We start from the raw sequence: 12,722 nt of genomic DNA, 5'->3' as shown, positions 1-12,722 counted from the left end.
ATCTCCGTCACCGTCCTTCGAACTTCGGAATCCGCTTCTCGCGAAAGGCACTGATGCCTTCGCTGAAATCATGGCTGAAACCAGCCTCACGCTGCAACGTGGCCTCGAGCACGAGCTGAGCTTCGAGATCGCTCGAGAGGCTTTTCGCCATTGCCTGCTTCGTGAGCCGATAGGCGAGAGCCGGCCCGCGGGCGAGCCCTGCAGCGAAGGCGGACAGGTCCTCACGGAAGGTCGTATCCTCGAAAACCTTGAACACGAGACCCATCGCCCTCGCCTCCTCGGCCGAAATGGACTCGGCGGACAGCATCAGCGCGAGCGCCCGTTTCGGGCCGACGAGGCGCGGCAGGATCCAGGTACCGCCTGCATCAGGAATGAGCGCGATCTTCGCGAAGGCCTCCTGCAGATAGGCGGAGCGCGCGGCAACCACGATATCGCAGGCAAGCGCAATGTTCATGGACGCTCCCACCGCCGCACCGTTCAGCGCCGCGATGGTCGGCTTGGGATAATTCACGAGGCTCAGGACGAGGGGATTGTAGTCGCGCGCCAGCGGCGGCCCCAGATCGACGCGCCCCTTCTCGTCCCGCGGCAGGTTCTCCGTCAGATCCTGCCCTGCGGAGAAGGCTCTCCCCTCTCCGGTCAGGACGACGACCTTGATCGCGTGGTCCTGGGCATAGCGATCGAGCGTGTCGCGCAACTCCGCATGCATCGTCGCATTGAGCGCGTTCATCTTCTCGGGCCGCGCGAGGGTAATGGTAGCAACCGATCCTTCGGTCGCAACGCGCAGGGTCGTCAGGCTCATGCCGCCGGCTCCTCGAGGTCCGGCGCGAGCATAGTGCGGACTTGATCCCGAAGCACGGGCAAAAGCTCGGCCTCGAACCAGGGATTGGTTCGGAGCCAGCCGTTGTTGCGCCAGGAAGGATGCGGCAGCGGCAGAATGCGCGGATGCTGCGGCGAAGAAAGGATTTCGCGCCAGCGCATGACCGTTCGTGTGAGGCCATCGCGGAAATCGCCACCCAGATGCCATGCCTGGGCGTATTGGCCGATCAGCAGAACCAGCTCCAGATTGGGAAGAGCCTCGAAGATCGGCTCGCGCCACGTCTCGGCGCATTCTCGTCGCGGCGGCAGGTCGCCGCCCTTCGAATCCTGGCCTGGAAAGCATGCGCCCATCGGAATGATGGCGATCCGGGTCGCATCATAGAAGGCGGCCTCGTCGAGGCCGAGCCACTGCCTCAGTCGGATCCCGGAGCGATCGGAGAATGGGATGCCGCTCGCATGGGCCCTGGTTCCCGGTGCCTGGCTGGCGATACAGAGCCGCGCCGTCGGGCTTCCCTGCAGGATCGGACGGGGTTCATGGGGGAGCGCGGAGCCGAACCTTGGGGCATCCCGGCAGATCCGGCATGCCCGAAGGCGCCGGGCGAGACGATCGAAATCATTGACTGCAGCCATGTCGCGAAGATGGGAATCGAGACCTTTTCCTGCGAGGTCTTCGCGCCACGACACGAGGTCACAGGCGATGATTCAATAGACGTTGTTGTTCCGTCGCCATTGTTGCGGCCGCTGGAATTCCGTTCCCCAAAGCCCGAGGGATTGCAAACGGGCCTTGGCTTCGAGGAGACGATAATCGCCGTAGGCGACGGCGCAGCCCTTCTCCACCATGCGCGCCCCGATATCCTCCCCGTTCACATAGCAGCGTGCGAGCGCCCGTTGATAACGGTCGCGCCCACTGACACGGCATTCCACGTTCTGGTTGAGGATCATGCTGAGCAGCGTGTCGCGGGCCTTCTCGCCACAGAGGACGGGGCGTCCCTCCCGGATGCAGGACTGTGTGAGTTCGGGCGCGTCGATTCCTTTAAGACGGATCTTGCTGTTGCCGATCCGGATCGTGTCGCCATCGATCGCGAAGGCGTGCCCCGAGATCACGCGCTCGCTGCGCTCCAGAAACAGATGCGCGATGCCGGCCAGCAGGAACGCGAGACAGAGTGAAGCAAGGCTGCCGAGCCAGGACGGCTTCGGGGCGAGACGACCCTGGCGGAAGATACGTGAGGTCATTCAGGGCAACCGCTCCGATACACCGGCTTGGCTGAAAGTCGCCATGTCACGATGTACCGTAGCGGCAGTTTTGACAATCCCCATTGCGAGGGCCGCGCCACTGCCCTCACCAAGATGCATGCCGAGGGCGAGCAGCGGAATCTTGCCCAACCGCTCCAGCACCTCCAGGTGAGCCCCCTCGGCCGAGAGGTGACCGGCGATGCAATGGTCGATGGTGGCCGGATGGATGGCATGGAGGATCGCTGCCGCCGCCGTCGCCACGTAGCCGTCGAGAATCACCGGGATGCGCTGCAGACGCGCGGCGAGAATAGCACCCGCCATGGCGGCGATCTCGCGTCCACCGAGCCGACGGAGGACATCGAGAGGATCCTTCAGATGATCGCGATGATGAGCGAGCGCCCCTTCCACCGCTGCGATCTTGCGCGTCATTCCCTCTTCGTCGACGCCGCTGCCACGGCCCACCCAATGCGCCGGCTCGCCACCATAGAGTGCTGCGTAGATGGCAGCCGCGATAGTGGTATTGCCGATCCCGAGTTCACCGATCGCCAGCAGATCCGTGCCGCCGGCGATGGCTTCCATCCCGAATGCCATGGTGGCGACGCAAGCCTTCTCGTCCATCGCAGGCTCCACGACGATGTCGCCGGTCGGCATGTCGATGGCCAGATCGAAAACCTTGAAGCCGAGGCCCAGGCTCGCACAGATCTGATTGATCGCCGCGCCACCGGCGGAAAAGTTCTCCAACATCTGGCGGTTCACGGAGGCCGGGAACGCGGACACACCCCGCTCGGTCACACCATGACTTCCGGCGAAGACGCAGACGAGCGGCCGGTCCGCGGTCGGCGTGGCCTTGGCCTGCCAGGCCGCAAGCCACTCGACGAGCCATTCGAGGCGGCCAAGGCTCCCCGCAGGCTTGGTCAACTGCCCGTCGCGCTGACGCACGGCCGCCACCGCTGCCTCATCCGGCCCCGGCATCGTCGTGATCAGGCGACGAATATCGTCGAAGGGCGAGGTCGCAGGTGCGGTCATGGAAGGCTCCGGCCCGGTCGGGCATTGCGCAACAGAAGAGGCGTGACCTATAGCGGTCGATCCATTCGGGGTGAAGCATGTCCGACCGATTGAACGAAACAGGCAGCCTTTCGCTGTCTGCATGGCAGGCGGGAATCGCTGATTTGGCGTGTGCCTTACGCTTTTATTCCAGACTTCCGGTTCCTGTCCTTTCATGGGAACGAAATCCGCATGGACTTCCGGATTTCGGACGAATCGTCCGCATCTTGCCCTTAGCGGGTTTCGTTCTCGGACTCCTTCCCGCTTGCGCTCTCGTCCTCGCGCTCTGGCTCGATCTCGGTCCCTGGCTTGCAGCAATCCTTGCGATTGCGACTGCGACGATCACCACGGGTGCGTTTCATGAGGACGGTCTTGCCGATACGGCAGACAGCTTCGGCGGCGCGACCCGCGAGCGGCGTCTCGCCATCATGAAGGACAGCCTGATCGGCTCCTTCGGGACGTGCGCGCTGGTCCTCGGATTTGCCCTCCGGATCACGGCATTGGCGACGTTGATCCTTCGAACCGACGCTACGGCGGTCGCGGCGGCCGTGCTCATCGTTGCCGCCCTGTCCCGGGTCGCGGGTCTCGTGCCGCTGGTGTTCCTGCCTCCAGCAAGAACGGACGGGGCAGCGCAGGCCGTCGGGCAGCCTGCCCGGGAGAGCTTCTGGCTCGCAGTCGCCCTGTCGGCCGGCCTTGCTCTCCTCGTTGGCCTTGCGGGCGGTCTCCCGGTTTCCGGAATCGCCCTGATGATCCTGTTCGCCGGGCTTTCGGGAATAGGCCTCATGCGATTGGCATGGCGTCATATTCAGGGGCAGACCGGCGATATCGCGGGCGCCGCGCAGCAGGTGGCGGAGATGGCTGCGCTGATCGGCCTCTTGATCGCGCTTCGTCCGTAACGACATGATGGGAAGACATGAACCGCGCCTCCAGCCCCTGCATTCGCGTTTGCCTTCTCGATGCTGAAACCGGCCTGTGCGAGGGCTGCGGCCGCACGCGCGAAGAGATCGCCCAGTGGTTTCGCCTCAGCGAGGAAGAACGTCTGCGCATCATGGCGGAGCTGCCCGAACGCATGCGCCAGGCCTTCGCCCTCGGCGGGAGCGATCCCGAATGAGCATGCCCGGCATCCGCCCTCTCGGCGGCGCTCTTCTGGCTGCAGGCCTTTTGGTCGCTACCATGGGCGAGACGCCCGTCGCCAGCCTCCAACCGACCCAGCTCGCGCTCCTTCTCGGCCTCTTCGGCTGCAGCCTCTACATGGCGGCCGCCATCGTGGACGGCTTTTCTCGTCATTGGACTCACGGGATCGAGACGCTGGCGGTGAGCGGCGGCCTTTTGATTGCGGGGCTCGTCACCTATTCGGCCCGCGACGACCTGCAGATGGTGCTCGATCGCGCCATCGGCGACATCGCGGACGGTCGTGCGGTGATGACGGACAAGGGCGAGATCGTGGCGGCCAAGCGCAGCGACGGCAGCTTCCTGTTGAACGGCCGCGTCAACGGCCACGAAACGCGCTTCGTGTTCGACACGGGCGCCTCAACCGTCGTGCTGCGCGCGGAGCACGCGGCCGATTTCGGCTTCAAGGACGACGATCTGAACTTCTCGATCCCGGTGGCGACTGCGAACGGCATCGCGATGGCGGCGCCGGTGATCATCGGCTCGCTCACCATCGGGTCCATCACGGAGCGCAATGTCCATGCGCTCGTGACCCGGTCAGGCGCCCTTCACGCCAATCTGCTCGGCATGACGTTTCTCGAACGGCTCACGTCCTACGAGGTGCGCGGCAACCGGCTGATCCTGCGCCCGAAGGAGCCTATCCCAGCAGGCTGAAGAAGAAGCGGACGCAGACCGACAGCAGGAAAAGCCCGAACGCGATCTCGAGCTTCCGCTTGGACAGGCGATGCGCGAGGCGTGCGCCGATCGGAGCCATCCACGTGCTGGTCGGAATGAACAGGAGAAAGCCGACGAGTGAAACATAGCCGAGCGCCAGCGGCGGCTGGAGCGCGGTCACGTTCGGATATTCCGCCATGCGCGGCCAGCCCGCGTAGATGTAGCCGAGCGCGCCGGGGATCGAGATCAGGATGCCGAGTCCGGACGAGGTCGCCACGGCTTGGTGGATGGGCCGATTGTAGAAGGTCATGAACAGGTTCGAGAGCTGACCGCCGCCGATCCCCATGAGGGCCGAGAGCACGCCGATGATCCAGCCATAGACGATCATGATCGGTCTTGCCGGCATATCGAGTCCGAACCGCCAGGTATCCTTGCCGAAGAGCAGCCGAACGGCCGAGATGCCAGCCACGACGACGAACACCGTCTTGAACAGATCCGCCGGTGCATAGCGGGCGACGACGCTGCCCATGATCACGCCCACGACGACAGGGATCCCCCAGACGCGCAGGATCGACATGTCGACAGCCCCCTTCGCCTGATGGGCGCGGAAGGAGCGGATCGAGGTCGGGATGATGATGGCAAGCGAGGTGCCGACGCAGAGCGGCATCCGCACCTCTTCCGGCACGCCGACGAACCGGAACAGCTCGTAAAGGATCGGCACGGCCACGGCCCCGCCACCGACACCGAAGACGCCGGCGAGAAGTCCCGTGATCGCGCCCGCGCCGAGAAGCGCGACGATAAGCCAGGACAGGTCGAAGAGAGAAATGCCGAGCATCAGGAGAGATCTTTCAAGATAAGTGCCGCCGGATTTGTGGCGGAGATCACCCGTTACGGCAAGTCAGGCGAAAGTCGGCTATGCTGTTCCGCCGGGCAAATGATATCGGCAGCGCTCCGCGGTACGCTGCGCCGGATCTCGCTCGCCGCTAGTGCTTTCCCACGTCGGCGGCCGACCTGTTGAAAAGCAACGCGCGCGGTTCCGCACGCATGGACTGCTCCGTGCAGGAATCCGGCCCGAGATGTCCGGAGAAGCGAGGATAGCGCTCCGCCAGAGCAGAGAGTGTGATGTTCTCCGGAATCCGCGGATGCGCCACGCAAAGTGCGCCGTCAGGCCCCCATGCCGCTTCGAATGAGAGCTTCTCGTTCGGCTCCGATGTTTGGATGCCGAAGCGGTCGTAGATGTCTACGAGCGTGCCGTTGCGGGTCGTCGGATGATCGTCACCGCCGTAATCGGCGCGAAGCATGTGGATGCAGGCGCGATGCAGATCCTTCAAGGGAACGCCGTCCCGGGATTCCCAGGGCCGATATCCCATCAGCACGCATTTTCCTTCAGCTCCGCTGGTACATGTGAAGCTGAAGCCGCCGTTTTCATCGGGGAGTGCAAGCGCGAGCCGCCGACCTTTCGGATCGGGCTGGCAGATATTCTCCGACGCGCCATCGGGCTGCGCTTGGGACAGACTGAAGAGCGCGATAGGGCCGCGTATGGCTGTGTCGTCCATCGCGACGCTGTCGATGTGGATTGAGGCGTTCCCGCTCCCGGTCGCGAGGTTCAACGTCAGCCCGACGAGGCCGTCACGCATGAGAACACGTCCGTCTTCCAGATGGAGCGCCAGATCGGCGCCATCCATCCGCAAGCTTCCATCGAGGGCGGAGCAGAGGTTCGAGAAGCCCAGGCTCAAAAGAAGCCCCAGAACGATCCTTGTCAGATGGCGCATCGGGGACCCCTCCTCGGAAATGAGGCCTCTCCTTCATGGAAAGGCCTCGATGCCCGCTCTCAGCGAAGATGGACGAGCGAACCGTCCTGCAGCAGAAGGGAAGCAGGCTGCCGGTCACGCAGAGCGACAGACGACAGCGCCCTGCCCTGTGCATCGCGCCCATTGACGCTCAATCCGTTCACGCTGAGACCGTTGACACTCAGGCCGTTCACGCTGAGCCCGTTCACGCTTAAACCGTTGACGCTAAGACCATTCACGCTAAGGCCGTTGACACTGAGGCCGTTGACACTCAGGCCATTCACGCTGAGGCCGTTGGCAGTCTCGAGGGCACCTGCACCCGTTGCTGTCAAAAAAGTAATCGCCGTTCCAAGCATTACGAAATGAAAGCGCTTAAACATCATCTTCTCCATAAGGGGGTTGCCTGCACAGCGTGTGTAATGGCCATGCTGACGTCGATGATTACTAACTTAATATCGTTACAGTCAAGTTATAAAGTCACCAGATGGAGCTCGTTGGTTTAAAATTTGTATAATTCATCCTTAGATAACATACACAATAGGCTAATAAATCTTAGGTTGTAGGAACCTTCTCTGCGGAATTGGCTCCTTAATAGATTGTTAACCCTACGTGCCCGATGCCGCTTTCGCTGTGGCAAGTAAATATACGGTCGTCCGTTGCCGGATAAACGCCACCGTTTGAGATATGGCGACAAATGGCCGGGCCCCGATGGCCCAAGTACAAAAAGCCCCCCTGCCGGAGCAGAGGGGCCCTTCAATATGAAGACGTCGTCGGAGACTTACATGGCAGGATAGCGCTTAAACATCGTCTTCTCCATGAGAGGTTGCCCGATGAGGGGGATGCCTGCGCAGCTCGGATAATGACTACGCTGACGCAGAGGATCATCAACTTAATATCATTACTGTCAAGTTATAAAGTCACTAATTAAAGCTTTTTGGCTCAAATTTCTTATGATTCACCCTTCGATTACATGCTCAATGAGCAAACAATTTTAGGTTGCTGCTACATCTCCGCGGAATTCAATCTCGAATAGGTTATTAACCCTACGAGCGCGCGGCAGCTTTCGCTGCGACAGACAGGTGTCCAACTCCTCACGTGGACAAACGCCATCATTCGACACCCGCCACTAGCAAATGGCCTAGCGATCGGTTCGCCCAATGCAAAAAGCCCCCCTGCCGGAGCAGGAGGGCTCGTCGATGTGGCGATATCGTCGATGGCTTACTTCAGAGAGACGGTCGCCCCGTCCTTCAGGATCACCGATTTCGCTTTGACACTGCCGGTCCTTGCCCCAGTCGTGGCAAGCCCGTTCGCCGAGAGACCATTCCAGGAAAGACCATTCGCAGTAAGTCCGTTTGCAGTGAGCCCATTTGCCGTTAGTCCGTTAGCGACAATGGCAGCGCCTGCCTGACTCGCGATAGGAACCGCAATTGCTAGGGTCAAAAGTCCCATGCACATTCGAACGCGCATATCGTTCTCCTCTATCTGACAAATCGACCAAGCCCAGGCTTGGCCTCAGTGCAAGAAGAAAATATACCGAACAATGTTGCAGTAAAGGATATTTTGGTCGTCTAAACACTGATATGTATTATATCGCACGTGCCTATACTTCAGGTTTAGTAAACTCAACCTGAAGTAATAACGCTACCTTCTCTTAGCTATCCGCGAAAACTGGGCTGGACTGCCCATAAGCCAAGCGCTCTTCTGCACGCGACACCTGCGCTACTGCCTCGCGCAGCGTCTCAAGGCCGGCGCCGGGTTTGATGGCCTCGGTCGCGAGGTGCCGACGATAGGCACGGGCGCCGGGCCGTCCGGTAAAGAGGCCGAGCATGTGGCGGGTGATGCTGTGCAGGCGCTCCCCCTCGGCGAGCCGCGCGGCCATGTAGGGCTCGTAGGCCTCGATGGCCTCGAAGGCATCGGCCACGGGCGCGGCGTCGCCGTGAAGGTCCGGATCGACGGCAAGCAGGATCTCCGGATCCTGATAGGCCGCACGACCGAGCATAACCCCATCCACGTACCGCAGATGCTCGCGGACCTCGCCCATGGTCTTGATACCACCGTTAATCGCCACGGGCAGGTCCGGCCGTGCCTGCTTCAGGCGATAGACGCGCGGATAATCGAGGGGCGGAATGTCCCGGTTCTCCTTCGGCGACAGGCCCTGAAGCCAGGCCTTGCGGGCATGAACCGTAAGCGCGTCGCAGCCGGCCGCAACCACCGCATCGGTGAGCCGGTCCAGCGCCATTTCCGTATCCTGATCGTCGACGCCGATGCGGCATTTCACGGTGACCGGCAGGCGGACTGCCGCCTTCATGGCCGCCACGCAGTCGCCTACCAGCTCCGGCTCCTGCATGAGGCAGGCGCCGAAACGGCCGTTCTGGACCCGGTCCGAAGGGCAACCGACATTCAGGTTGACCTCGTCATAGCCGAAATCGGCGCAGATCCGGGCGGCCTTCGCCAGCTCCTGCGGATCCGACCCGCCGAGCTGCACCGCGACCGGATGCTCCGACGGATCGAAGCCGAGCAGCCGCTCCCGCGGCCCAAAGATCACGGCCCCGGTTGTGACCATTTCCGTATAGAGCCGCGCCCGGCGCGACAGCACCCGGTGAAACGCCCGGCAATGCCGGTCCGTCCAGTCCATCATCGGGGCGATGCTGAATTTCCATTCCATATCAACCGCGTATAGGCTCTATCCGTCCAATGCAACGATGGGCAGCAAGTTCTATCGCCGACATCGATCACATGAAGCCCGGATTTCGCGGGAGATACCGCCTCCAATCGCCGAACTCGTGCGTTGAAACCAGGACCATAGGAAAAGTGATCCGCATTCCATGTTTCAGAGCGATACCAGGAGCTTCACTGGTGCCGGGCAGGAATGCCGACACATGTCCGGCGCCGCTCGTTGCCGCCAAGTTCAGCGCCGTCCTGAAGGCTGCGCTCATATGGTGCGCTTGCGTGACCGCCAGGGGTCCTACGTGACCAGTCGTCGCAACGTAAGCGTAGCCGACGCAATCGCCGCCGTCGTGGAGAAAAACGCCCTTCATCGAGGCGTCGTTCAGAAGATAGCGGTGATGCTTCTCGCGTGAGAACCCCAAGGCGCTTACATCGAGTTGCGCCAAAGTGTTGAGATGCGAGGGCGAAGGGTCGATGGCTATGGAGCGGAGCTTACCGTCGTGCTGATCAGCCGTCAGGTCGGAGCTCACGCCACTGAACAAGTAAATCGGCAGGCGCGGCAGCATTCCATGCCGGATATAGAGTCCCTGCGACACGACATTGAATGTGAACGTGATGAGGCTTTTGGTGGCGGCCCCTGATTTACTGGCATGATCAAGGGTGTGTGCCAGCAGCTTTCTACCAACGCCGCGGCCTTGCTGACCGGGCGCGACGAAAAGCTCTGCGAGAAACCACAGATCGCCGTCCGCCCAACTGAATGCGAAGCCGACAATCTCATCGTCGTCCTCCGCCACCCACAAGCCGTCGGGATCGTCCTTGAGGGAAAACAATTGAAAATCGGGGCGCCGCACGCTCGCCATCGGCCCGAACCCGTGACGTTCGGTTAAGTCGTTGATGCTGCGAACGACGAGTTCCTGGGCTCGCTGTAAATCATCCGCACAGGCGGGTCGAAAAACGAGCGGCATAAGCATCACCCCTTGGCGGACTACGATGATAGGACTGCCGGTCGCAGATTCATCAGGGAGGCGTTACAGCCAGCGCCGTACCCGCGAGCGGTAGTTACGATAGGCATCGCCGAACTTGCGCGCGAGATAGGCCTCCTCGCGGGCGACTACGCCATAGCGGATAACGAGCGCGAAGGGCACCCGCATGATCAGCAGCCAGAGACTGTTGAACGCAATGGCCAAGCCGATCAGACCCAGGAACATGCCGAGATAGATGGGGTTGCGCGTGAAGCGGTATGGTCCGCTCTCGACGATTGTGGTGGTCGGCAGGTTGGTGGGAACATTCGAGCCGGCCCGGGTCATCGTGACGATGGCCCAGGCGCCCAGCATCAGCGCGAGAACGAACACCGCCGCTCCGATCCAACCAGCAGGCAGGCCGGCCGACAGGAAGGGCAAGGGGACAAGCCAGTTGAGTGCAAGCCCGGCAAGGACGGCAAGCCCCCAAGCAAGCGGCGGCCGGATGATGACTTGAGCGGTATCTGCCGTGTCAGCCATGGGACTGCGAAGCCAAGGTCCTTATCGATATCACTTTGCAGCCAAGCATTTTCGAAGACAAGGCGCACCAATGGATCCTTTGAAGGAAAGGCTGAGGCAAACCTGAAAATAACGCTCAAGCATGACCCAGGCTCGAAGTCTGGCATGGCAAGCTGCAGCGCCTATACCCACCGACCGCTGAAGCCTAAACGACACCTGCCTTCTTGGCGTCCAGAACCTTCGCGGCGTCGGCAGGCTTCAGCTGCACCTGAAGACCGCGCTGGCCGCCGTTGATGAAGACGCTTTCATGGGCGAAGGCGCTCTCCTCGATGATCGTCGGCACCCGCTTCTTCTGTCCGAAGGGGCTGATGCCGCCCACGTGATAGCCGGTGAGCCGCTCCGCATCGGCGGGCTTCATCATCTGAGCCGATTTTCCGCCAAGGGAAGCGGCGAGCTTCTTCAGATTCACTTCGCGATCGGAGGGCACGATCGCGCAGGCGGGTTTTGCATCGACCAGCACCATCAGGGTCTTGAGGACGCTGTTAGGGTCGGCGCCCAGCGCCTCCGCGGCCTGCAAGCCGATCCGCTCGGCATTGGGATCGTAGTCGTAGCTGTGGACGGTAAAGGCCACGCCCGCCTGTTGCAGGACGAGCGTCGCGCGGGTGGTCTTGGACATGGCCGTCTCGGATCAGGAAACGACGGGCGCGCGATCAGTGATCGTGCTTGTGCCCGTGATGATGGTGACCGCAGCCGCAATCATGACCGTGCTCGTGGTGGTGATGATCATGGTCATGTCCATGCTCATGCCCATGATGGCCGTGCTCATCATGATGGTGGTGGCCGTGCTGATGATGCCCGTGATCATGGTCATGGTCACAGTGGTGCGCACTCTGCTCGGGCCTGAAGGCACGCTTCACCGGCGTCGCCACACAGCCCTGGCCGCGGGCGAGTTCCGCCAGGGCCGGCGTATTCTCGATATAGAGCGCATCCGCCGTGACCTCCGCGAGACCGTGCTGGCTGCCGAGATGCCAGGCGAGGCGCATGAGGCGCAAAGGATTCTCCGCCCGCACCTCCAGGAGATCTTCCTGTGCCGCCTTCACCTGGACGAGCTGACCGTCCTCGAGCCGCAGGGCGTCGCCGTCATGGATCGTGGTTTCCATGTCCAGATCAAGGTGGATCGCCGTGCCGCCCTCAGCAGTCAGATGTGCATGACGGCGGCTGCGGGCCTCATGATCGAGGGTGATCGTATCCACGACCCGGTCGGGCTTCACGGCGGGCTTGCGGACGATGGTGGCGGCACGGGACATGGGTTCTCTCGAAAAGCGCGTGAACGGAAACCGTAGATAGGAGGAACGGGAGGGTTTGCTAATAGGCGATCTTATCGGGCTTCTGCATCCAGGCGTCGAACACCGCCTTGGCCTCGAGGCTCGGCACGTGATCCATGGGAATGATGCGCTCAGACACGGGCTTTGGAATTTCGTCGTAGATCAGGCTGTCATCGAATCCGATCTCGGCGGCATCCTCCCGCGTATTGGCATAGACGATGCGCGAGACCCGGGCCCAATAGGCCGAGGCGAGGCACATGGGGCATGGCTCGCAGCTTGTATAGATGGTGGCCCCCTGGAGCGAGAAATCGCCGACGGCCTCGCAGGCCCGGCGGATCGCCACCACTTCGGCATGGGCCGTCGGATCGTTGGTGGAGGTCACCTGGTTCCAGCCTTCACCGATGATCCTGCCGTCCCGGACGATCACAGCCCCGAAGGGACCTCCGGCCTCGTTGTCCATGTGCTCCCGCGACAGAGCAACGGCGCGGGACAGATATTGCTGATCTTCGGGTGTCGTATGGGTCATGAAAAGGGTTTTAGCGGCT

The 12,722-nt window shown here is 61.9% G+C and carries 17 protein-coding genes; 3 read left to right on the top strand and 14 right to left on the bottom strand.

From position 1 onward, the window contains the following. Positions 1-7: 7 nt before the first annotated feature. The 4 genes from K9B37_RS09175 to cobT all read right to left on the bottom strand — a co-directional run bounded on the left by K9B37_RS09175 (position 8) and on the right by cobT (position 3,075). Positions 8-799: an enoyl-CoA hydratase-related protein gene (locus K9B37_RS09175; protein WP_224312778.1), complete on the bottom strand. Its 792-nt coding sequence runs from the start codon at positions 797-799 to the stop codon at positions 8-10. Beyond that, positions 796-1,446, bottom strand: coding sequence for a uracil-DNA glycosylase family protein (locus K9B37_RS09170; RefSeq protein ID WP_224312777.1), 651 nt, complete (start codon positions 1,444-1,446; stop codon positions 796-798). The genes K9B37_RS09175 and K9B37_RS09170 overlap by 4 nt, the downstream gene beginning before the upstream one ends. 72 nt (positions 1,447-1,518) lie before the next feature. Then, positions 1,519-2,049, bottom strand: a complete 531-nt coding sequence (locus K9B37_RS09165; protein ID WP_224312776.1) for a thermonuclease family protein — start codon at positions 2,047-2,049, stop codon at positions 1,519-1,521. Next, positions 2,050-3,075, bottom strand: coding sequence for a nicotinate-nucleotide--dimethylbenzimidazole phosphoribosyltransferase (cobT, locus tag K9B37_RS09160; RefSeq protein WP_224312775.1), 1,026 nt, complete (start codon positions 3,073-3,075; stop codon positions 2,050-2,052). It abuts the gene before it with no gap. Positions 3,076-3,152: 77 nt separating this feature from the next. Here cobT and K9B37_RS09155 point away from each other — a divergent pair, with 77 nt between their 5' ends. Genes K9B37_RS09155 through K9B37_RS09145 form a run of 3 tightly spaced genes read left to right on the top strand, consistent with a single transcriptional unit; the run spans position 3,153 to position 4,917 of the window. Next, complete coding sequence (locus K9B37_RS09155) at positions 3,153-3,989, top strand: adenosylcobinamide-GDP ribazoletransferase (RefSeq protein ID WP_224312774.1); 837 nt, start codon at positions 3,153-3,155, stop codon at positions 3,987-3,989. 17 nt (positions 3,990-4,006) lie between these two features. Next, entirely contained in the window at positions 4,007-4,204 is a 198-nt protein-coding gene (locus K9B37_RS09150) for a DUF1289 domain-containing protein (protein WP_224312773.1), read from the top strand. Continuing rightward, on the top strand, positions 4,201-4,917 hold the full coding sequence (locus K9B37_RS09145) for a retropepsin-like aspartic protease family protein (protein WP_224312772.1): 717 nt from the start codon (positions 4,201-4,203) through the stop codon (positions 4,915-4,917). Before K9B37_RS09150 ends, K9B37_RS09145 begins: the two co-directional genes overlap by 4 nt. Here K9B37_RS09145 and K9B37_RS09140 read toward each other — a convergent pair. The 10 genes from K9B37_RS09140 to K9B37_RS09095 form a co-directional block, all read right to left on the bottom strand. Beyond that, positions 4,901-5,752 (bottom strand): sulfite exporter TauE/SafE family protein, encoded by an 852-nt coding sequence (locus K9B37_RS09140; RefSeq protein ID WP_224312771.1) that lies wholly within the window; start codon positions 5,750-5,752, stop codon positions 4,901-4,903. The genes K9B37_RS09145 and K9B37_RS09140 overlap by 17 nt on opposite strands. A gap of 148 nt (positions 5,753-5,900) precedes the next feature. Continuing rightward, positions 5,901-6,689: an ADYC domain-containing protein gene (locus tag K9B37_RS09135; RefSeq protein WP_224312770.1), complete on the bottom strand. Its 789-nt coding sequence runs from the start codon at positions 6,687-6,689 to the stop codon at positions 5,901-5,903. Between the two features lie 59 nt (positions 6,690-6,748). Then, a complete protein-coding gene (locus K9B37_RS09130) occupies positions 6,749-7,099 on the bottom strand; it encodes a hypothetical protein (RefSeq protein ID WP_224312769.1) in 351 nt (116 codons plus the stop codon). Between the two features lie 826 nt (positions 7,100-7,925). Next, positions 7,926-8,174: a hypothetical protein gene (locus K9B37_RS09125; protein ID WP_224312768.1), complete on the bottom strand. Its 249-nt coding sequence runs from the start codon at positions 8,172-8,174 to the stop codon at positions 7,926-7,928. A 184-nt stretch (positions 8,175-8,358) separates the two neighbouring features. Continuing rightward, positions 8,359-9,372 carry a tRNA dihydrouridine(20/20a) synthase DusA gene (dusA, locus tag K9B37_RS09120; RefSeq protein ID WP_224312767.1) on the bottom strand — a complete coding sequence of 338 codons (1,014 nt, stop codon included), beginning with the start codon at positions 9,370-9,372 and terminating at the stop codon, positions 8,359-8,361. 67 nt (positions 9,373-9,439) lie between these two features. Continuing rightward, positions 9,440-10,339 (bottom strand): GNAT family N-acetyltransferase, encoded by a 900-nt coding sequence (locus tag K9B37_RS09115; RefSeq protein WP_224312766.1) that lies wholly within the window; start codon positions 10,337-10,339, stop codon positions 9,440-9,442. A gap of 63 nt (positions 10,340-10,402) precedes the next feature. Then, on the bottom strand, positions 10,403-10,873 hold the full coding sequence (locus K9B37_RS09110; protein WP_224312765.1) for a methyltransferase family protein: 471 nt from the start codon (positions 10,871-10,873) through the stop codon (positions 10,403-10,405). Between the two features lie 184 nt (positions 10,874-11,057). Further along, the gene (gene ybaK / locus K9B37_RS09105; RefSeq protein WP_224312764.1) at positions 11,058-11,528 is read right to left on the bottom strand and encodes a Cys-tRNA(Pro) deacylase; all 471 of its coding nucleotides are present in this window, start codon (positions 11,526-11,528) and stop codon (positions 11,058-11,060) included. A 34-nt stretch (positions 11,529-11,562) separates the two neighbouring features. Further along, entirely contained in the window at positions 11,563-12,159 is a 597-nt protein-coding gene (locus K9B37_RS09100; RefSeq protein WP_224312763.1) for an urease accessory protein UreE, read from the bottom strand. Positions 12,160-12,217: 58 nt separating this feature from the next. Continuing rightward, positions 12,218-12,703 (bottom strand): nucleoside deaminase, encoded by a 486-nt coding sequence (locus K9B37_RS09095; RefSeq protein WP_224312762.1) that lies wholly within the window; start codon positions 12,701-12,703, stop codon positions 12,218-12,220. Positions 12,704-12,722: the final 19 nt, after the last annotated feature.

The sequence above is a fragment of the Microvirga puerhi genome, from assembly GCF_020089865.1.
Classification (GTDB): Bacteria; Pseudomonadota; Alphaproteobacteria; order Rhizobiales; family Beijerinckiaceae; genus Microvirga; species Microvirga puerhi.
This window is presented reverse-complemented; position numbering and strand designations above follow the sequence as displayed.